The organism is Pseudoalteromonas sp. Ps84H-4 (assembly GCF_024124645.1).
Taxonomy (GTDB): Bacteria; Pseudomonadota; Gammaproteobacteria; order Enterobacterales; family Alteromonadaceae; genus Pseudoalteromonas; species Pseudoalteromonas lipolytica_C.
Genome location: NZ_JAMXSK010000016.1, coordinates 100,977 through 121,937, shown reverse-complemented (window position 1 = coordinate 121,937; position 20,961 = coordinate 100,977). Strand labels below are relative to the sequence as shown.

At 42.0% G+C, this 20,961-nt stretch carries 21 protein-coding genes and 1 pseudogene; 9 read left to right on the top strand and 13 right to left on the bottom strand.

What is annotated here, in order from left to right:
• Window positions 1-72, top strand: a pseudogene (locus NH454_RS14665) (elongation factor Tu); the annotation flags it as partial.
• 117 nt (window positions 73-189) lie between these two features.
• Here NH454_RS14665 and NH454_RS14660 read toward each other — a convergent pair.
• The 7 genes from NH454_RS14660 to NH454_RS14630 all read right to left on the bottom strand — a co-directional run bounded on the left by NH454_RS14660 (window position 190) and on the right by NH454_RS14630 (window position 6,564).
• Window positions 190-1,098 carry a hypothetical protein gene (locus NH454_RS14660; protein WP_253039436.1) on the bottom strand — a complete coding sequence of 303 codons (909 nt, stop codon included), beginning with the start codon at window positions 1,096-1,098 and terminating at the stop codon, window positions 190-192.
• A gap of 121 nt (window positions 1,099-1,219) precedes the next feature.
• Window positions 1,220-2,413 (bottom strand): dipeptidase, encoded by a 1,194-nt coding sequence (locus NH454_RS14655; protein ID WP_138558504.1) that lies wholly within the window; start codon window positions 2,411-2,413, stop codon window positions 1,220-1,222.
• A 58-nt stretch (window positions 2,414-2,471) separates the two neighbouring features.
• On the bottom strand, window positions 2,472-2,729 hold the full coding sequence (locus NH454_RS14650) for a YheU family protein (protein ID WP_135922943.1): 258 nt from the start codon (window positions 2,727-2,729) through the stop codon (window positions 2,472-2,474).
• Complete coding sequence (locus NH454_RS14645) at window positions 2,726-3,706, bottom strand: hydrolase (protein ID WP_253039440.1); 981 nt, start codon at window positions 3,704-3,706, stop codon at window positions 2,726-2,728. Before NH454_RS14645 ends, NH454_RS14650 begins: the two co-directional genes overlap by 4 nt.
• A gap of 146 nt (window positions 3,707-3,852) precedes the next feature.
• Window positions 3,853-3,993, bottom strand: a complete 141-nt coding sequence (locus NH454_RS14640; RefSeq protein WP_074989877.1) for a DUF3149 domain-containing protein — start codon at window positions 3,991-3,993, stop codon at window positions 3,853-3,855.
• A gap of 233 nt (window positions 3,994-4,226) precedes the next feature.
• Window positions 4,227-4,658 carry a TIGR02444 family protein gene (locus NH454_RS14635; protein WP_138558505.1) on the bottom strand — a complete coding sequence of 144 codons (432 nt, stop codon included), beginning with the start codon at window positions 4,656-4,658 and terminating at the stop codon, window positions 4,227-4,229.
• Window positions 4,645-6,564, bottom strand: a complete 1,920-nt coding sequence (locus tag NH454_RS14630) for an ATP-binding cassette domain-containing protein (RefSeq protein ID WP_138558506.1) — start codon at window positions 6,562-6,564, stop codon at window positions 4,645-4,647. The genes NH454_RS14635 and NH454_RS14630 overlap by 14 nt, the downstream gene beginning before the upstream one ends.
• Before the next feature lie 129 nt (window positions 6,565-6,693).
• Here NH454_RS14630 and NH454_RS14625 point away from each other — a divergent pair, with 129 nt between their 5' ends.
• Window positions 6,694-6,897: a YheV family putative zinc ribbon protein gene (locus NH454_RS14625; RefSeq protein ID WP_135922940.1), complete on the top strand. Its 204-nt coding sequence runs from the start codon at window positions 6,694-6,696 to the stop codon at window positions 6,895-6,897.
• A gap of 22 nt (window positions 6,898-6,919) precedes the next feature.
• Here the strand turns inward: NH454_RS14625 and NH454_RS14620 are convergent, their stop codons facing one another.
• Window positions 6,920-7,132 (bottom strand): SlyX family protein, encoded by a 213-nt coding sequence (locus NH454_RS14620; RefSeq protein WP_135922939.1) that lies wholly within the window; start codon window positions 7,130-7,132, stop codon window positions 6,920-6,922.
• Window positions 7,119-8,117 carry a hypothetical protein gene (locus tag NH454_RS14615; protein ID WP_135922938.1) on the bottom strand — a complete coding sequence of 333 codons (999 nt, stop codon included), beginning with the start codon at window positions 8,115-8,117 and terminating at the stop codon, window positions 7,119-7,121. The genes NH454_RS14620 and NH454_RS14615 overlap by 14 nt, the downstream gene beginning before the upstream one ends.
• Before the next feature lie 202 nt (window positions 8,118-8,319).
• Between NH454_RS14615 and fkpA the strand changes: the two genes are divergently transcribed.
• On the top strand, window positions 8,320-9,075 hold the full coding sequence (fkpA, locus tag NH454_RS14610; RefSeq protein WP_135922937.1) for an FKBP-type peptidyl-prolyl cis-trans isomerase: 756 nt from the start codon (window positions 8,320-8,322) through the stop codon (window positions 9,073-9,075).
• 55 nt (window positions 9,076-9,130) lie between these two features.
• Here the strand turns inward: fkpA and NH454_RS14605 are convergent, their stop codons facing one another.
• Window positions 9,131-10,177: an LD-carboxypeptidase gene (locus tag NH454_RS14605; protein ID WP_235382600.1), complete on the bottom strand. Its 1,047-nt coding sequence runs from the start codon at window positions 10,175-10,177 to the stop codon at window positions 9,131-9,133.
• Window positions 10,178-10,386: 209 nt separating this feature from the next.
• Entirely contained in the window at window positions 10,387-10,857 is a 471-nt protein-coding gene (rsd, locus tag NH454_RS14600; protein WP_135922935.1) for a sigma D regulator, read from the bottom strand.
• Window positions 10,858-11,464: 607 nt separating this feature from the next.
• On the opposite strand from rsd, the gene hemE reads away from it, so the two are divergent.
• Window positions 11,465-12,529 (top strand): uroporphyrinogen decarboxylase, encoded by a 1,065-nt coding sequence (gene hemE / locus NH454_RS14595; protein WP_253039434.1) that lies wholly within the window; start codon window positions 11,465-11,467, stop codon window positions 12,527-12,529.
• 46 nt (window positions 12,530-12,575) lie between these two features.
• Here hemE and sthA read toward each other — a convergent pair whose 3' ends face one another.
• Window positions 12,576-14,006: a Si-specific NAD(P)(+) transhydrogenase gene (gene sthA, locus NH454_RS14590; RefSeq protein ID WP_135922934.1), complete on the bottom strand. Its 1,431-nt coding sequence runs from the start codon at window positions 14,004-14,006 to the stop codon at window positions 12,576-12,578.
• A 13-nt stretch (window positions 14,007-14,019) separates the two neighbouring features.
• A complete protein-coding gene (locus NH454_RS14585; protein ID WP_135922933.1) occupies window positions 14,020-15,153 on the bottom strand; it encodes a fatty acid desaturase in 1,134 nt (377 codons plus the stop codon).
• Between the two features lie 115 nt (window positions 15,154-15,268).
• Between NH454_RS14585 and fabR the strand changes: the two genes are divergently transcribed.
• The 5 genes from fabR to leuD all read left to right on the top strand — a co-directional run bounded on the left by fabR (window position 15,269) and on the right by leuD (window position 20,936).
• Entirely contained in the window at window positions 15,269-15,886 is a 618-nt protein-coding gene (gene fabR / locus NH454_RS14580) for an HTH-type transcriptional repressor FabR (RefSeq protein WP_135922932.1), read from the top strand.
• 371 nt (window positions 15,887-16,257) lie between these two features.
• Window positions 16,258-17,805, top strand: coding sequence for a 2-isopropylmalate synthase (leuA, locus tag NH454_RS14575; protein WP_063702502.1), 1,548 nt, complete (start codon window positions 16,258-16,260; stop codon window positions 17,803-17,805).
• A complete protein-coding gene (leuB, locus tag NH454_RS14570; RefSeq protein WP_062568366.1) occupies window positions 17,802-18,878 on the top strand; it encodes a 3-isopropylmalate dehydrogenase in 1,077 nt (358 codons plus the stop codon). Before leuA ends, leuB begins: the two co-directional genes overlap by 4 nt.
• A gap of 58 nt (window positions 18,879-18,936) precedes the next feature.
• Window positions 18,937-20,337: a 3-isopropylmalate dehydratase large subunit gene (leuC, locus tag NH454_RS14565; protein WP_063702498.1), complete on the top strand. Its 1,401-nt coding sequence runs from the start codon at window positions 18,937-18,939 to the stop codon at window positions 20,335-20,337.
• Window positions 20,337-20,936: a 3-isopropylmalate dehydratase small subunit gene (gene leuD / locus NH454_RS14560; protein WP_135922929.1), complete on the top strand. Its 600-nt coding sequence runs from the start codon at window positions 20,337-20,339 to the stop codon at window positions 20,934-20,936. Before leuC ends, leuD begins: the two co-directional genes overlap by 1 nt.
• Window positions 20,937-20,961: the final 25 nt, after the last annotated feature.

Genomic DNA, 20,961 nt, shown 5'->3' with positions numbered 1-20,961 from the left:
GGTTTACGCTTCGCTATCCGTGAAGGTGGCCGTACAGTTGGTGCTGGTGTTGTTGCATCTATCGTTGAGTAATATCAACAGATAGAGCTTCACAGCTTATAAAAAGGTCGCCCTAGGCGGCCTTTTTTAATGCCTGTAGAAAAGCTGGAAGATTTAAGCTGTATAGAGCGAAAGGTTAATCTGCCGCCTTTATTCGCCTGCTGATTTCTTTAACTCATCGAGCATATTCGGGTCACCAATCATTTCATCAATAATGCTTTTTACACTCTCGTTTATAGGGTGCCTATAAATAGTTAAAATTTGCTGCGCCAGTTGTTGGCTATTATCAGCTTGCTCATTTCGTGCTATGAAATATTGCGATAGTATCCCTTGTGCTGCTAAGCGGCGTATATATTCGTTGTCATCGCGTTCGAGTATTTGTGTATATTGTTGAGTTAATCTTGAGTCTAAAATAGGAGATTGTGAAACTAACTCAATCGCTTGAACGCGCAGTTTATTATCTTGGCTATTGGCCGCGATATTTAGCATGCTATTAGCAATATCGTAGTCATATTCTGGCAGCGTTTGCTTGCCAAGCATAAACATATTCATTTGTAATTGAGCCATGGCTTTGAGGCGGTCTTTGTCTGACTGGTATGGATCAATAATTTGCTCACGTAGTTGTTTGTTTAGACTGTCAGCATAATCGGGTTCCGATTTTAATCTCAATTCGTAGTCATCTGGTAGGCTATTATAAAAACCATAAATCGGGTTATTCTGCTCGGCTTTTTCAAGCGCTTGTTGCTCTTTCTCTGCGAGGATTGCGAGTACAGATTCTTTTAGATCTGGGGTGATAGTTTGGTGCGATTCGCTACCTTGCCTGAGCTCGGCAACTTGTTTTTTTAGTGAAATAATACTTTGATTCAACCTTGCTAAGGTTTGCCCATCATCATGCTCAACAGCATCAAAATCACTGCTGGCTAAGTTGTATTGTTGCTCTGAGTCGGTCGCTAACTGATTTATTTGTGGCTGCTTGGTTTGAAAAAAGGTGCCGTAGCAGGAGATTACAAGAGCTGCTCCAGCTAAGCAAAGTGATATGTTTCCTTTACTAAATAGCATAGTTAAATCCTTCCTAAAAAAGGTAATTTAACCTTTTCCAATAAAAAATACCAATAGCTATAAAGTAGAAGTTGTAGTCGCCAATAAGCACATAAAAATAAGTGCTTATTGGCGGTAAGAATTAGTGATTCGCTGCGTATTGCTCAGCTTGCTTCCAAACACGAAGCATATTGCCACTTAAAATCTTTTTAATATCTGCATCACTGTAACCGCGATCCATAAGCCCTTGTACTAGGTTCGGGTAGCTCGATACGTCTTTTAGGCCTACAGGTAATGAATCCCCTACGCCATCGTAGTCAGAACCAATACCAACATAATCAATGCCAATTAGTTCAACTACATGGTCAATGTGATCAAGTACTTGTTCTAGGCTTGCAAATGGAAATGGATTTTTTGCGCGATAAGCTGCATCAAAATCTTTGCTTAGCTTAGTGCCTTCTTTTTTCTTATCTGCTTTCGCTGCTTTGAGCTGGTTATACCAAGAGCCGGCTTGCGATGTAACAAAGCTTGAGCCAAAGTTTATTTGAATAACGCCGCCATTCTTTTTTAGGGCTAATAACATGTCGTCATTCATATTACGCTCAAAGCCCGGTGTATATTTACGCAGTGATGAGTGCGAAGCAATCACAGGTACTTTTGAGATTTCCATTACTTGATAAAACGCGTCATCAGAAATATGCGAAACGTCGACAAGCATGCCAATATTGTTCATTTCTTTAACTAGCTCTTTACCAAATGGACTAAGGCCTTTCCATTTACGGCGAAGGTCATATGAAGAGTCAGAAATATGGTTGCTTTGAGAATGAGCTAGCGTGATGTAACGAATGCCACGGTCATAAAAATGCTTAAGGTTTTTAATCTCGCCTTCAATCGGTGAGCCGTTTTCCATACCCATTGCAATAGACATTTTGCCTTGCTGAAATTGTGCTTTTACATCGTCTGTTGAGTCGGCAATTGCAAACTTTTCTGGTGCACGCTGTACAACGGCTTCCATACTGTCGATTAACTGATTTGCAAGCTGGTAGCTCTTACCTTTGCCTTCAAATTCAAGATTTGCAGGAATATAAATCGACATAAAAGGCGCATTTAAGCCACCTTTTACGGCTCGAGGATAATCAAAATCGCCATCGCTAGTCGCTTTAGTAACATCTGCCCATTTATCATGAATGCGGTACGGAACGTCGATATGGGTATCAATTAAAATAGTCTCTTTAGTAAGCTTGATAGCTTTTGCTGAGGCTGTTACTTCCTCGGCATGGGCTTGCCCAATTAAGGCAAGCGAAACAGCGGCAAATAAGGAGCTTAGTTTTTTCATTTTAATGGCTCTTTAAGTTAAAAAGCCATTGTGAAGGGTTGCGATAAAAGTTACAAGTTTAGTCGTTGAATGACGCTTGGTACTCGGGATCAGCTTGTAGGGCGATGAACTCTGCTTTTGAAATAATTGTCACAGACTCATGTAACTCAGAAAAGAACACCATGGCTTCTCCCGATTTTAATTGCTGCTGAACTTGGGCTACCTTACTTTCAATGCTGAACTCTTGTTCACCGTAATCAGTGCCTTCACGCAATACATAGCTTTCGATTAAATTGTAAAGGGTTTCTTTATCGAGGCGTTCGTGTGGAATGATCATAACTGCTCTTTTGTTACTAACTGTTGAAAATAGTCAGGTACAACACGCTCAAGCCAGTAAATAGGTTTAAACGGGTTATTGCCACTAATAAAACCAACATGGCCACCTTTTTCGGAGATACGCAGCGTAACATATTCGCTTACATCAGTGCTATTTGGTACAGCTTTAATTGACAGCATTGGGTCATCTTTGGCGTGTACAATGAGTGTAGGCGTTGCAATCGCTTTTAAAAACGGTTTGGCACTTGCTTGCTGATAATAATCTTCAGCACCGGCAAAGCCATGCAGAGGTGCAGTCAGCATGTTGTCGAATTGCCATAAATCATCAATTGCCATCAGCTTTTCTGGTGTTAGGCTAATTTGCTGTTCGATTTGTGGCAGCTTTCTATGCATTGATTTTTTCATACGATCGAGCAAATACTTTTGATAAATTTTACCTAAGCTTTTGCGGATCACTTGGCAAGAGGATGACAAATCAAATGGTGCAGATACAACCGCAGCGCCATTTAAATTTGATTTACTACCTTGCTCACCTAAATACTTTGCCAGTACATTACCGCCCAGTGAAAAGCCGACAGCGAATAAAGGACGCTTAGGAAATTTACTTTTCAGATAGTTGATAAAAAAGCGTAAATCTTCGGTCTCACCACTATGATAAGCGCGAGCTAAACGGTTTGCTTCGCGTGAGCAGTTTCGAAAATGCATTAACACCACAGCAAAGCCTTGCTGCTTGAGTTTTTTCATCATGCCTTTGGCATAAAAACTATTAATATTGCCCTCAAGGCCATGCAATACAATGGCTAAAGGAGCGTGTTCGTTTTGAGGCGTTGCCCATGCCAGTTCTAAAAAGTCACCATCAGGCGTGTTAATTGTTGATAAGTCGTAGCGAGTATTATGAAAAGGGCGAAAGAAGCGCGGCATTATGGTTTGTAAATGGCGATTGCGCATCCACCACGCAGGCTTAAACTCAGGTAACATAGCTAACACTTTAAAGACAATACAGGCCGCTATTGTAGCAAGTTTTTGCATTTTTAGAACACTTTAGCAGATTTTGCTTATCTGCTGAAAATAAAAAGCCCCTAAACAATAAATTGGATAGGGGCTTTGTGCGTCGTGCTTAATTCTTACTTAGGAACTTCTGCGTCGTGAACTTTTTTAATAAAGTAACCAACATAGAAAAGGCATAAAACGATAACAACTGCCAATATGCCGAATGACATAAATAAAACTGGGTCGCTAAAAAAATCTCTAAAGAATACGTTCATGGTTGTGCCTCCTAATGTCTATGGGTTAATCATAGGCTGGCTTTGCATACCCTGACATGATCCAGATCAAGCATTTTTCCTGATGTGAAATAAGGCGATTTAATAGTTGATTTGGATCAAGTTTATTAGGGTAGGTTGGTTTGAGCGCAGCGAAACCCAACATAAACAGAAGTGCCGAATTAGAATCGTCCTTACAAATAGGTATGACCTCGACTCTTTAAACTTTACCCCAGCTAACTCGCTAGCTCGCTACCAAGATAAAGCCTTATATTTTTAGTATTTGTGTGCTGAGTGAATATCATGGTATTCGCTGTGTCTATTAGTAATTGTTGCTGTTGTTTTTCGAGTTTTAATTCTGCGCTAAGTAGCTCTTTTCGAATGGTGGGGTAGTCTGAAATCTCAGTTTGAATGGTTTTAAGGTAGGCGCGTGTGGCTCGTAGGGGCTTTAAAGCCTGTTGATCAAACTCGGCAATGCACGACTCAAGTTCACTCAGTTGAGAGAGTGTTACAGCCAGCTCTAAAGAATCAAGATAATAGAGCAGCAGGCAAAGGTTAACATTTTTACCTTGCTGGTTTTGATAGCCTAATAGCTTTGCTTGCATGCCATCTTCGCTATAAAGATGGCATGCAAACTGCCAAAACTCCTCGCTATTAAGCGGTTTCATCGGCAAAGGCCTGCTCTTTTTCTTCAAGCTCTTCAAGTGCCATGAGCAGCTCTTCTTCAACGTCATTAAGCTTTGGAGTTAAGCTTGCTTGCTTAGCGAGTAGCTCGGTTAGCTTGGTTTTATTCTCATCACTGTATAAGTCATTATCGGCAAGCGCGCTTTCGATTTCCCCAAGCTCTGTTGAGTACTTATCAAGTTGCTTTTCAAGCTTGTCGATTTGCTTTTTCAACGGCTGCACTGATTTTCTGAATTCGGCTTCTAAGCGTTTTTGCTCTTTGCGGTTAACGCTTGAATGGGCTTTAGGGGCGTTGTCTTCGTTGCTTTTAGCTGCTTCTTTGTTGGCGTTGAGTAGCCACTGGTAATAGGCATCAAGGTCATAACCAAATTGCGTTACTTCGCCGTTATCAACGAGGTAATACTCATCAGCGGTATTTTTTAACATGTGACGGTCATGCGATACAGTAACCATTGCACCTTCAAAACCTTGTAGCGCCATTACTAGGGCATGGCGCATTTCTAAATCTAGGTGGTTAGTTGGCTCATCGAGTAACAGTAGATTTGGCTTTTGATACACTAACATGGCTAACACTAAGCGGGCCTTTTCACCGCCAGAAAACGGTGCAACTGGCTCAAGCGCTTTATCGCCAAAGAATGCAAAACCACCTAAAAAGTCGCGTAATGACTGCTCTGTTGCCTGCGGATTTAAGCGTTGTAAATGTGTTACTGCGCTAGCTTTTAGATCGAGTGACTCCAGCTGATGCTGCGCAAAGTAACCAATGTTTAAGCCCTGATGCTGAAATACTTCTCCAGCTTGTGGTTGTAATTCGCCAGCTAATAATTTGATTAATGTTGATTTACCTGCACCATTTCGGCCAAGCAGCGCAATACGGCTACCCGGAACTAGGTTTAGCTTAATGCTATGCAAAATAGTGGTATCGCCGTAGCCAGCTTTAGCTTGGTCGAGCGTCATTAATGGATTTGGCAGAGCTGTAGGCTCAGCAAACTCAAAATCAAAGGGTGAATCAGCATGGGCGGGGGCCAACTTTTCCATGCGTTCTAAGGCTTTTACTCGGCTTTGTGCCTGCTTAGCCTTACTGGCTTTTGCTTTAAAACGCGTAATAAACTTTTCTAGATGAGCAATTTGTTCTTGCTGCTTTTCGAACATGGCTTGCTGTTGTAATAAACGCTCTGCTTTTTGGCGTTCGAATTGCGAGTAATTGCCTTTATAAACATTTATTTTTTGTGCGTCTATGTGCCAAATTTGGTCAACGACGGCATCTAAGAATTCGCGGTCATGAGAAATCAGTACTAGGGTGCCTGTGTAGGCACGTAAGAATCGTTCTAGCCAATAAACAGCATCAAGATCTAAGTGGTTGGTTGGCTCATCCAGCAGTAATAAATCAGCATCACGAATAAGTGCTTGTGCTAAGTTTAAACGCATACGCCAACCACCTGAAAAGGCACTCACCGGGTTGTCTATTTGCTCATTACTAAAACCTAAACCGTGTAATAGTTCACCCGCTTTTGCTTCAATGCTGTAGCCTTGAATATGTTCTAGACCAATATGTGCTTTTGCTTGCGCATCACCATCGTTATTTTGCTCGGCTTCACGGAGTGCGATTCTTAATGTGTAGTACTCAGGGTGACCTTGTAATACGTAATCTATGGCGCTTATTTCAAGGGCTGGTGTTTCTTGTTTAACAGAGGCTATTGACCAATCTTTTGGTATTTGGCATTCACCAGCATCAAGCTGTAACTCAGACTTTAATAGCGCGAACAAGGTTGATTTACCACAACCATTAGCGCCCACAAGGCCAACCTTATGTTCTGGGAATAAGGTTGCAGAGGCACCTTTTAATAAGGCGTTGCCACCTCGTAGTAGCTCGATGTCTGAAATTTGGATCATGAAAGTTTACTTGCACTGCATAGATTAAATTTTGCTTATCATAACACGGATCACATTAGGCTTCGCAATCGTATCAAACAGAGAATTATTAGGCTAAAATAGCCGCCTACATGCCACGGGAGATCATTTATGAGACAAAAGAAACGCTTTATCGCCGGTGCATCATGCCCTGAGTGTAAAGCTATGGATACTATGATGCTATACAAAGAGCACGATGTTGAAAAAGTAGAATGCGTACAGTGTGGCCATAAAATGACGCAACCAGAGAAAGCGGTGCAAGCGTCAACCCGCCAGTTTGAGCAAGTAATAGGTGTATTTAAGCCGGGCGAATAACACCCGGCTTGTAACCCTCACATTAATAGTGTGGCGGAGGCGGCTCTTGCATCTGCGACATCAATGAAGGCTGTTGTGCTTCTTTGATTTTTTCTGCCAGCAACTCAGTCTGGCGTTTCATTTTTGCCAGCTGCTGTTGGTGTGCTTTAAGCTCATCATTCAATATTTCAATTGTTTCATCTTGAAAAGCGACTTTCGCTTCAAGTTCCATTAGACGATTTTCAATTGTGTTCATTCGATTCTCTTAAATTAAAACTTTCAGCAAATCCGCTGGAGCTTTCGGTTAATAACGCTTGGCTGTTATCAGTAAACGCAACATCTAACACCACGGCCGATTTTGGGCGACTTCCCTCACGAGGAATGACCTGCCACGTTTGTAACTTCTTACCTGAGTTTAGCTGCCATAATTCGACGAGTCTATTTGGTGACCCAGTTGCAATTAAACTGCCTTCATCATTAAAGCGAGCGGCGGTAAAAATTTTCTGACGCGCAATATACTGCAGTTTGCTAACAAGATCACCTGTAGTCAGTTGCCATACATTTGCTTGCTTCATACTGTCTGCTGTAAATGCATAACGACCTTGTGGGTCAAGGGCAACTTGCGTGACGCGAGTCGGGTGATTAAAGCGGTGAATGACTTGCCCTGTACGGGTATCCCAAAAGTAGGCCACATAGTCATTAGAACCACTAATGGCGAAATGGCCGTTAGGGGATAAATCAACAACATTTACTTTTTCTTGGTGACCAAGGAACTCTATACGACGTCCGGTCTCTAAGTTCAGGTATACAACAACACCATCGGCGCGACCATATAAAACACTCTGGCCTTGATTACTAATTGCGATATCTCTGATTGTTGAGGCGTGTATTTTGTAATAACCTGAGTTTTCACCTGTGGCGATGTCCCATACAGCAAAGGTTGATTTTTCTGCGGTAACAGCATGACTGTTGTCATAGGAAATTGCCACGGTATGAACAAGGCTATCTTGGTTTTGCTGTTGGAACCATTGGTATTTTAATACGTGCTGTTGATTATCCCACAGCGCGACCCCATGGTGTATTGATGAGATTAAGCTGTATTTACCATCGTGCGAAAGTGCAGAGGCAAATGCTCCTTGTGCAGCATGCTCGTAGCGTGCTGTAGATTGCTCATGTTGTTCTGAGCAAGCAACAACCAAGCCAAGGCTCAGTAGATACAAAAAAGTACGAAATATCGACATATTACGGGTATTTCCCCTTAACTCTTAGTGATTGAGAGGTTAGACTAGGTCTCATGGAAGGCCTAGGTTGTTAGTCTAATCACTAGCTTATGCATTTGCATGACGTTTAGTTATTAGACAAGCAGCCTACCACGTAGGTCGTAACTCTTTAACTAGTAATAATACAATAATTGACAACTGCAAAGTGTGTCGGAGATATAAAATGAGAAAGACGATTAAATTGTCATTGATTGCAGCGTCAGTTTTAGCGCTTACAGCTTGTAATCAGGAAGCAAAAAAAGAGCAGCAAGCTGAGGTTAAACTAGAGACTGAAGCACAACAACAAGCATACGGTATTGGTGCATCTGTTGGTAACTTCTTAAACCAAGACCTAGCAGAAAAGAAAGAATTAGGTGTTGAGCTTGATGAAGCGCTACTTAAGCGCGGCTTTGAAGACGCACTTGCTGGTAATGCTAAGCTTGATGATGAAAAAATTCGTGAAGTGTTAACTGCGCTTGATCAAAGCATTCGCACTAAACAACAAGAAAAAGCGAAAGTAGAAGCTGAAAAGAGCAAAGCTGAAGGCGAAAAATTCTTAGCTGAAAACGCGAAGAAAGAAGGCGTTACAGTAACTGAGTCTGGCCTACAGTACGAAGTGATCACACAAGGTGAAGGTGAAAAGCCAGTAGCAACTGACGTTGTTAAAGTACACTACAAAGGTACTTTACTAGACGGCACTGAGTTCGATAGCTCTTACTCACGTAATGAACCAACTACGTTCCCACTTAACCGTGTGATCCCAGGTTGGACTGAAGGTTTACAATTAATGCCAGTTGGCTCTAAGTACAAGTTCACTATTCCATCTGAACTTGCATACGGTGAGCGTGATCTTGGTAAGATCCCAGCTAACTCAACGCTTGTTTTCGAAGTAGAATTACTTGAAATCCAAAGCGATGAAAAAGCAGTACCAGCTGAGTAATATTTAACTCAATAAAAAAGGGCCGAATGGCCCTTTTTTTATGCGCGAATTGGTATTAACTAAATGCCGCTTCTGTCATTTTTAATGTGCCACCATCTGCATCAAGCTCAACCAAAGTGCCAACAGGCAAGATAAATTGGCGCTTAATATGGCCAATCATAGCCCCACGATAAGCAGGAATCCCCAGCGGTTTAATATAGTCTGCAAAAATATCATCTAGGGTTAATGAACCATAACCACGACCTGGCCTACAGTCATTACAATCGCCAAATACAAAGCCTGCAATCTTATCAAGTGCGCCCATAAGTTTTAGTGTGCTCATCATTCTGTCAATTCGATAGGGTGCTTCGTCGATATCTTCTAAAAATAAAATTGCGCCGTCAAAATCGGGTAAATAGCTTGATCCCGCAAGTGCGGTCAGTACCGTTAAATTACCTCCAATTAACTGTCCTGTAGCCTTTCCTGAAGTAATTGTTTGGGTCAGGTATTGTGTGTTAACGAGCTCATCATCGGCTTTCGGCAAATTTTGAAAATGCATTAGTTTACGGGCTTCGAACATGTCTTTAAATTGCGCTACATGAAACGGATTCCAATCACTCGATGCATTGGGACCATGAAAGCTGATCAGCCCTGCTTTAGAGAGTAACGCGTTATGCAATGCTGTAATATCCGAATAGCCCATTAGAGGTTTTGGGTTGTTACGGATCATTGCGTAGTCGAGTAAAGGTAAAATACGGGCAGCCCCTGAGCCGCCGCGTAAACACAAAATAGCATCAACATCGTTATCACTAAATAAACTGTTTAAATCACCGGCTCGCATCGCATCAGTGCCTGCTAAATGCCCTCGTCTTGCCAAAATGTTTGGTGCAAGCTTAGCTTTGTAACCCAGTGCCTCTATAACGCCTTGTGCTAATAAAATATCAGCGTGCGCAGCAGTGGCGGCAGAGGGGCTACATATGCCAATTGTGCCGCCTTTAGGAAGAGCTTTTGGCTTAATTAATGTTTGGGTACTGCTATTCTGAGCAGCCATTAAGGGAGCGGATGTTAGACTTGCGCCAGCGGCAAGGATTGAAAGTGACTTTAAAAATGACCGTTTGTTCATAGCGAACCTCATGTTTTTATAATATGAGTATCGCATTGAAAGAATTATTTCAAATTTTTGTTACGAAATGGAATAGTTGATTCTTTTGGAGGATGAAGTTTTACCACCAATCAAGCCGTTTTTAGACTTATATGGCGCAAGGTATTTATGGTTGGGTGCAAATTACTAGTACTTTCAGCAGAGAAATGCTTCTCTGCTGTCATCGCAAATTAGCTTGTATGATTCGAATAAAGGTTATCGATTAACTCATCTTCTAATTCAAAGCGTAACTCAAGTGCCTCACCTAATGTAGACAAGTCTTTATCAAACTCATCAAGTAAGTCATCTTTGTCAACTTCAGCATATTTATCATTAAAGTCGAGAGCGACGTCAGTTGTTTCTGAAATACGCGGGTAAAGAGCATTTGCTAGGTTTTGGCTTTCAGGGCCTTTCTCTTTGCAGGCTTTTGCGATGTCGTCATATATTTCAAAGTGACCAGCAGAAAGATAATCCATTAGAATTTGACAAAAATTCTGAATTTGCAGTTGATCCGGTAGGGCGTGATCTTTCTTCTCGTACGGTGAAAAGCCAGCAATACGACAGAATAACACCAATAATTCTTGGCGCTCTGTTAGCCATTTGTCTATTACAGAGTGACTGCCACCCCATTTTTGTTGAGCTTTTTCCAAACGCGTCAGCATATTTCATCTCCTCGCTGAGTAGGTTTTCCTTTGTATATATAAAAAGGAAATATGACACAAAGATCAACTAAATTCTTAGTGTCTAATTGCAACAGATTGTAAAAGCCATCCTAAGCACGTAATTTTTTACAATGAAATTGCAACGCAACGACACCTGAGGCTAGCTTTTATGCTCTAACAGCAGTGTATGGGAAATAAATCAAAACTACTAGTGTTAATTTTGCATTACTTATCTAATGGGAGAAGGGGGTAATTTGCTGATTCTAAAAAGAAAAAACCACCTATAAAGGTGGTTTAATTCTTTTTCTATGACTTGTTAAAACAAGCGTTCTTATTGTTATGGGAAGATTATTGTTCTTCTTGTTATAAGATTTTTATTGTTGTTATTGTTAACGCGGGATAAGTTATACCAAGCTTTTTGGTATGTTGCAAATTTATTAATGAAAAGTTTTAAAATTATTTTATTTTCGCTCAAAAAACGCACTATAGGCTTAGGCTGACCTAAAAAACATGATCTATATCTAGCCATGATTATCTATCCATAGTGAGACGTGTAATATGGTGGTACAATCTGCACAATTTCATTCAGTTCTAGGATTCTATACGCATGAGCGAATTAAAAAACGATCGTTATTTACGTGCACTACAAAAGCAACCTGTTGATGTCACACCGGTATGGATGATGCGCCAAGCTGGCCGTTATTTACCTGAGTACCGCGCTACACGTGCCCAAGCAGGCGACTTTATGAGTTTATGTAAAAATGCTGAACTTGCTTGTGAAGTAACGTTACAGCCATTACGTCGTTATCCGCTTGATGCTGCTATTCTATTCAGTGATATTTTAACTATTCCTGATGCTATGGGCTTAGGTCTTTACTTTGAAACAGGTGAAGGTCCGAAATTTGAACGTCCGATTTCTTCATTAGCAGATGTTAAAAAAATCCCAAATATCGATCCAACTGATGAGCTTGGTTATGTGATGAATGCGGTAAGTACGATTCGTCGCGAATTAAAAGGTGAAGTACCGCTAATTGGTTTCTCTGGTTCACCTTGGACACTTGCCACTTATATGGTTGAAGGTGGTAGTAGCAAAACATTCGGTAAAATCAAAAAAATGGCCTTTGCTGAGCCACAAACACTGCACTTACTACTTGATAAATTAGCTGACTCAGTCATTGACTATTTAAACGCGCAAGTTAAAGCGGGCGCGCAATCGTTAATGGTATTTGACTCATGGGGCGGTGTATTAAGCCCACGTGACTACAATGAGTTTTCATTACAGTACATGCACAAGATTGTTGAAGGCTTAATTCGCGAACACGATGGTCGTAAAGTGCCAGTGACGTTATTTACTAAAAATGGTGGTCAGTGGATTGAAGCAATTGCAGCAACAGGCTGTGATGCAGTAGGTCTGGACTGGACTATTAACATCGGTGATGCAAAACGTCGTGTTGGCGATAAAGTAGCGCTGCAAGGCAATATGGACCCAGCAATGCTGCATGGCACGCCTGAGCGTATTCGCCAAGAAGTTGCCACTATCCTAGAAGACTTTGGTACAGGCTCTGGCCATGTATTTAATCTAGGTCATGGTATTACACCAGATGTTGATCCAGAAAACGCAGGTGTATTTATTAACGCCGTTCATGAGTTCAGCGGTAAATACCACAAATAAGCAACAGCTAATCGTAAAAAAGCCCGCATTAAGCGGGCTTTTTTATTTATTTAAACAAACGATTTAAACCATTTAATGCGGCTACGCGATAGGCTTCGGCCATGGTCGGGTAGTTGAACGTGGTATTTACAAAGTAATCAATGTTATTGCCGCCGTTCTTTTGTTCCATAATTGCTTGCCCGATATGAACGATTTCAGAGGCACGCTCACCGAAGCAATGCACACCAAGAACTTCTTTGGTATCAACATGGAATAGAATCTTTAAGCTACCTACCTCGGTACCAGCTATTTGCGCACGCGCTAAATGCTTAAATTGAGCACGGCCTACCTCGTAAGGGATTTTCGCTGCAGTTAGCTCTTGCTCTGTTTTACCTACTGAGCTCATTTCAGGAATTGTATAAATACCCGCTGGAATATCAATGATCAGCTTCTCATCGCAATTACCACATGCAATCGCATCGGCAGCAATACGGCCTTGGTCAAATGCTGCACTTGCAAGGCTTGGGTAACCAATTACATCACCTACAGCATAAATATTATCGACTTCTGTTTGGTATGTTTCATTTACTCTAAGCTGGCCACGACCATCCGCTTTTAGGCCCACGGCTTCAAGGTTTAACGTATCTGTATTACCAGTACGACCATTAGCAAATAAAATACAGTCAGCTTTTACTCGCTTGCCTGATTTTAAGTGCATCACCACACAATCATCACGGGTTTCTACTCTATCAAACTCTTCGTTATGACGAATAACAATGCCGCTATTCCAAAAGTGATAGCTCAGAGCATCTGAGATTTCCGCATCCATAAAGGCAAGCAGGCGGTCGCGGGTATTCACTAGATCAACTTTTGCACCTAAACCTTTAAAGATAGAGGCGTACTCACAACCAATTACACCTGCACCATAAATTAGTACGCGATGAGGGTCATGCTCAAGGCCTAAAATTGTATCACTGTCGTAAATGCGTGGGTGGGCAAAGTCTACACCAGGTGGACGGTAAGGGCGCGAGCCAGTAGCAATAACGATTGTTTGTGCAGTGATAGTTTCAAATGAACCGTCTAAGTGAGTCACCTTAATGGTGTGTTTATCAATAAACTCAGCATCGCCTTGATACATATGAATGCGATTACGCTCATAAAAGCTGCTACGTAAATTAGATTGCTTTGAGATGACGTTACTTGCATGGTGCAAAATATCAGGGAAAGTTAAGCGGTTAGGACGCTCGCTGATATTAAATAGCGGGTTTGCTTTATATTCAATGTAACGGCTTACTGAATGACGTAATGCTTTAGACGGGATAGTACCCCAGTGCACACAGCCGCCACCGACCGCTTCTTGACGCTCAATAACAGCCACTTTCTTGTTACTTTTAGACAGGTTCATGGCAGTACCTTCACCGCCAGGACCTGTGCCTATGATGATCGCATCATATTGATAAGATGGAGTATCTTTTTGCTTTACTTGTTGTTTGGCCACAGCCGCTCCTATGTTAACTAAAAGAGGCTTTTAACAACCTCGCATTTAGTGCAAGCCAAGCCTGCTTTTGGTTTTCCCAAGCGGCTTCAAGCTCGTGATATTGTGTCATTAATGCTGATTTTTCGCATTGTTTCATCATTTTGCTTTTCTTGATGTCTAACACGCGTTTTTGCAAAGCACAGAAATGCTGCAACTTCTTCAGCAATAAATCATATTCAGATTGTAGTAATGTAAGCTTATCTTGCGCTAAAGGCAATTTTGCAAGGCGAACTTGGGTTTTATTCATTAAGGTTTCGGCTTTGGCTTTTTCAATACGTTCCACAGGGGTGCGTTTTAGTTTTGAAGCCAGGCCTAGCGCTGCTAATGAGCGGATCATCCACTTCGTAGGATCATAGTGATACCACTTAATACCATTGCGATAGTCACTAGCAAAAATATGGTGGAAGTTATGGTAGCCTTCACCGTAGGTGAATAATGCTAAAAAGCCATTATCACGTGCCGTGTTTTTTTCGGTGTAAGGGCGAGAACCCCAAATATGCGCAACTGAGTTAATGAAAAAAGTAAAGTGTTGACTTAATACTAAACGCAGTAAACCGGCTAGTAATAACATTCCCCATACATCGCCAAGCATTAAACCTAGCAATAAAGGAATACCAAAATTAGTCGCAATAACTAATTTCATATAATGACGATGTTGCCACATTACTACTTTATTTTTTTGTAAGTCACGGCAGTTGTTGTAGTTACTGTATTCTTCACCTTGATAATCGCGCAGCATCCAACCAATGTGGCTATACCAAAAGCCATTTGTTGCAGCGTAAGGGTCTTTGATTGGATCATCAACTTGACCATGGTGAATACGGTGATCGCTACTCCAGTGCAACGCACTGTTTTGTAGTGCAAATGCGCCACCAAAGGCAAAAATCACTTCAATAACTGGGTGAACATCATATGCTTTGTGCGCCCATAAGCGGTGATAACCTGCAGTAATCGATAGTCCTGCATAAAACATACAGCCAACAAATGCGATCCAGTGTGTACTGGTAAAACCGTAAGTCAGACCATACCAAGGTACAAGAGTGATCGCGGCTAAAAATGTCAGGCTAAAAAAGAGGACGTTAGTCCAAATAATAGGTGGTTTTTTCATCTAAATTAATCTCGGCGTACAACTGTACGCTAAAATAGTATTTCAAACTCTTCGCGTCAAGTATTAGACTGTCTCATTAACCGAAAATCATTAAAAGTTCACGCTGGGAGTTTCCATGTCGGGTGTTAGGGCACAACAGAAACAAAAAACACGACAAGCACTAATTGAAGCTGCATTTAATCAACTAAGTGCAGATCATAGTTTTTCAAACCTAAGCTTACGTGAAGTTGCCCGTGAAGCAGGGATAGCGCCAACCTCTTTTTATCGCCACTTTAAAGATATGAATGAACTTGGTTTAACCATGGTTGATGAAGCCGGATTAACGTTACGTCAACTAATGCGTCAAGCTCGTCGCCGAATCGCCAGTGGTGGCAGCGTTATAAGTACTTCCATAGTGACTTTTATGGAGTTTATAGATAATTCAAGTAACCAATTTAGGCTGTTATTACGTGAGCGCTCTGGCACTTCAAAAGCATTTCGTGCTGCAGTAGCACGCGAAATTAAACACTTTATTTTAGAGCTTGCCCATTATCTTGAAAGCGAAACTCCTTGCGATGCGACTCATGCTTATATTCAAGCAGAAGCCATGGTTACGCTCGTTTTTAATGCAGGTGCTGAAGCGTTAGATATCGAAGGCCAGCAACGTGAAGAATTAGTAGAGCGACTGATCTGGCAATTACGTTATATTGCCCGCGGTGCAACTTTGTATGTACGTGATAACCATCAATCTTAAAAGTTAATCTAAACAATACAGTGATTGCTGAACGAATATTTAAACGCCGTTCTCATTAGTTTTGGATATTATATTCATTTTCAATGATTCTTTAGGTTTGTTTTTTCTGTTTTGTGTAAATAAAAATGTGATTTTTGAAAAAATTATGCTTGCAAGCTGGTTTTTTGAATGTTAAAAATACAGCTCACTGAACACACATTTAGATAAATACAATGCAAATGATTCGTTTAATTACATTAAAACTAAACCTCTTACTGCTTAAATCAGTGAGCGGGGCTTAGTGTATTTGCATTTGTAGAACATTAAAAAACCCCGCAAACGCGGGGTTTTTTTTATCTCGCTAATGGGTCATTGGGAACGAGGACAGTTTTATGAAAGATAAGGTTTGGATTTTTGACACAACGTTACGTGATGGTGAGCAAGCATTAAAAGCAAGCCTAACCGAAGACGACAAAATTCAACTTGCGCATACCATTAGCCGCTTAAATGTGGATGTAATGGAAGTAGGTTTTCCGGTATCAAGCCCGGCGGATTTTCGCTCAGTACAGCGAATTGCGACTGAAGTGAAAGGGCCAATTATTTGTGGCTTAGCTCGCGCTGTAGCAAAAGACATAGAAGCCTGTGGTGAAGCACTTCGCCCGGCAGAGCAAGGCCGTATCCACACTTTTATCGCAACCAGCCCATTACACCTTGAACACAAATTACGTATGAGCTTAGACGATGCAACAGCGATGGCTGTTAAGTCGATTAAACTTGCGCGTAACTACACGGATGACGTTGAATTTTCTTGTGAAGATGCTGGCCGCACACCGCATTGGGATTTATGCCGTATCGTTGAAAGTGCTATTGATGCGGGTGCATCAACTATCAACTTACCTGACACCGTAGGTTATGTAACGCCAGACGAATACGCTGCGATGATCCATCACTTAATGAACAATGTGCCAAATATCGACAAGGCGCGTTTAAGTGTGCATTGCCATAACGATTTAGGCTTAGCGGTTGCTAACTCAATTGCTGCGGTACAAGCCGGTGCTCGCCAAATCGAATGTACTATTAATGGTATTGGTGAGCGTGCAGGTAACTGCTCGCTTGAAGAAGTGGCGATGATCATGAAGATGCGTGAAGACCACTTAAAAGTGCATACTGATATTCGCAGTGAAGAAATATACCGTGCTTCGCGCCAAGTCGCGAAGATTTGTAATATGCCAGTGCAGCCAAACAAAGCAATTGTTGGTGAAAATGCCTTTGCACATAGCTCAGGGATCCACCAAGACGGCGTATTAAAAGCGCAAAACACTTACGAAATTATGTCGCCAGAAAGTGTCGGTGTACCAAATAACCAATTAAACATGACCTCGCGTTCAGGTCGTCATGTTATTGAGCATCGTTTAGAAGAGTTAGGCTATCAAAAATCTGATTATGATATGGATAGCTTGTATGAAAGTTTCTTAGCATTAGCAGACCAAAAAGGCACTGTGTATGACTACGACTTAGAAGCGATGATTTACTTTAATCAAATCAAAGATAAAGACGAGAAGTACCAACTTGAGTTTGTTAACTCGACGTCTAACTCGCAATCAGTGGCGAGCTCAACAATCGGCATGACAATTGATGGCGAGTCTAAGCAAGAGGCCGCAACGGGTAATGGTCCTGTTGAAGCATCATTCTTAGCAATTGAGCGCTTAACGGGTATGTCGGTCGAAATGATTGAATACAACCTAGAAGCAACAGGCCAAGGTGCCAGCTCACTGGGGCAAGTGAATATTATCGCTAAATACGATGGTCGCCCTTATCACGGCGCGGGCATTGCAGCGGATGTGGTTGAAGCGTCAGTACGCGCCATGATCCGCGTTTATAACTTAATTTATCGTGCACAAAAAGTGTCTGATTTAAAACAACAGAGGAAAGCAGGATGAGTCAATCGAATTACAGTATCGCAGTATTAGCAGGCGACGGGATTGGTCCAGAAGTTATGGCAGCAGCAGAAACCGTCTTGGATGCTGTAAGCGAAAAGTTTGGTTTTACTTTGACTCGTCATCACCACGCGATTGGTGGTGCTGCCATTGATGAGTTTGGTCAGGCACTGCCGCAAAGCACTCTTAGTGCTTGTGAAAATGCCGATGCGATTTTATTTGGCTCGGTAGGTGGTCCTAAGTGGGAAAACTTACCACCGAACGAGCAACCTGAACGAGCTTCGTTGTTGCCACTTCGTAAGCATTTTGGTTTGTTCTGTAATTTACGCCCAGCACAATTATTACCAGCACTAAGTGCTGCATCACCGCTGCGTGCAGATATCAGCGCACAAGGCTTTGATATCTTATGTGTGCGCGAGTTAACCGGTGGTATTTATTTCGGTGAAAAAGGCCGCAGTGGCGAAGGGGAGCAAGAAGCCGCTTTCGATACCCAAACATACTCACGTAAAGAAATTGAGCGCATCGCCCGCTTTGCATTTGAAGCCGCTAAGCTGCGTAGCAATCACGTTACTTCGGTTGATAAAGCGAATGTGTTAGCGTCAAGTGTACTTTGGCGTGAAGTGGTCACTGAAGTGAGTAAAGACTACCCAGAAGTGAGCCTTGACTACATATATGTTGATAACGCGGCGATGCAATTAGTAAAACAGCCAAGCCAGTTTGATGTACTACTTTGCGATAACTTATTTGGTGACATTTTGTCTGATGAGTGCGCGATGATCACAGGTTCTATGGGCTTATTACCATCAGCAAGTTTGAATCAGTCTGGCTTTGGTTTATATGAGCCAGCTGGTGGCTCAGCACCTGATATCGCAGGTAAAGGGGTAGCAAACCCTATCGCACAAATTTTAAGTGCTGCGCTTATGCTGCGCTACTCACTAGGGCAAGATGAAGCGGCTCGTACCATTGAAAAAGCGGTAGCAGAAGCAGTTGAAGCCGGTGTGGGTACGCCAGATATCTACCCAAATGCAGGGTATACCACCAGTGATGTTGCTGCGGCAATTGTGGCACGTATTTAATTAAAAATTGTTTGCGCTGAGCTCGTCACTCAGCGTAACTAAAATGAGGGAATAGCAAGTGGCCCAAACCTTATACGATAAAATCTGGCAAGCTCATGTAGTCGCCAGCATTAATGATCAAACCGATTTGCTTTATATCGACCGTCACCTAGTTCATGAAGTTACATCGCCGCAAGCCTTTGCTGGTTTACGTGAGAAAAACCGCAAAGTACGTTGCCCAGAAAAAACCTTTGCGACCATGGACCATAACGTTTCAACAAAAAGCCGCTCATTAGATGCTGCGAGTGAAGTGTCGAAAAATCAATTAATGGCACTGGATGCAAACTGTAAAGAGTTTGGTATTCAACTTTATGATTTAAATTCGATTAATCAAGGTATTGTGCATGTAATGGGGCCTGAGCAGGGCATTACTTTGCCGGGCACAACCATAGTGTGTGGTGACAGCCATACCTCTACCCATGGTGCATTTGGCGCACTAGCGCACGGTATTGGTACTTCAGAAGTTGAGCATGTTCTAGCCACTCAAACGCTACAGCAGAAAAAAGCCAAGTCGTTAAAAATTCAAATTAATGGTCGCCTGCGCCCAACCGTTACTGCTAAAGATTTAATCATGGCGGTGATTGGTAAATTAGGCACTGCGGGTGGTACTGGCTATGTTGCTGAGTTTTGTGGCGAAGGGATCGAAGCGCTGTCTATGGAAGCGCGTATGACGCTTTGTAATATGAGTATTGAAATGGGCGCAAAAGCGGGTTTAATCGCACCAGATCAAACAACTTATGATTATTTAAAAGGTCGCCCATTTGCACCACAAGGTGCTGACTTTGATAGTGCCGTTGCCTATTGGCAAACTCTAAAAACTGATGAAGGCGCAGAGTTTGATCATGTTGTTGAATTGGAGGCTGCTGACATTCAACCGCAAATTACTTGGGGTACCAGCCCTGAGCAAGTGATTGGCGTAGATGAATGCATTCCTGATCCTGAGCAAGAACCAGATCTAATCAAAGCTGATGCAATTCGTAGCGCACTAAAATATATGGGCTTAAAAGCGGGTGATAAATTATCTTCAGCGACTGTTGATACCGTATTTATTGGCTCATGTACAAATAGCCGTATTGAAGATTTACGTGCTGCCGCGCAGATTGTAGAAGGCAAGCAAGTTGCAGCGGGTGTTGAAGCTCTGATTGTTCCAGGTTCTGGCCTTGTTAAAAAACAAGCCGAAGACGAAGGCCTTGCTGATATCTTCAAAGCGGCTGGTTTTGAATGGCGTGAGCCGGGTTGTTCAATGTGCTTAGCAATGAATGATGACAGATTAGAAGCTGGTAAACGCTGTGCATCTACTTCAAATCGTAACTTTGAAGGTCGCCAAGGTCGCGGTGGACGCACGCACTTAGTGAGCCCAGCAATGGCTGCGGCAGCGGCTATTCATGGTCGTTTTGTTGATATCAGAGGAGAAGCCTAATGAGCGTATTTTTTAGTGGCTTAATGGCCCCGTTAGATAAAAACAATGTTGATACTGACCAAATAATTCCAAAGCAGTTTTTAACGTCGACCAGCCGTGATGGCTTTGATGCGGCGCTTTTTTACGATTGGCGTTATTTAGATAACGGCGAGCCAAATCCTGAGTTTATTTTGAACCGTCCTTGTTACCAAGGTGCGCAAATTCTTTTAACTCGCGACAATTTTGGTTGTGGTTCATCGCGTGAGCACGCGCCATGGGCATTAAAGCAATATGGTTTTGAAGTGATCTTAGCGGAAAGCTTTGCCGATATTTTCTTTAATAACTGCGGCAATAACCAAATGCTTGCTATCGCATTACCAGCAGAAACACTTGAGCAATTATTTGTGCTGAGTGAACAGCATGATGATATTCATATTGAAGTTGATTTAGAAAACCAACAACTTCGTAGCGATAAGTTTGACACTATTCACTTTGATATTCGCCATGATATTAAAGAGCGCTTATTAAGCGGCTTAGACTTTATCGGTGTGACTGAAACACTTAACAGCCAAATTGATGCCTTTGAGCAGCAACTTAAAGCTGAGCGTCCTTGGCAATAAGTAGGTTTTACATGTGGAACTTAAA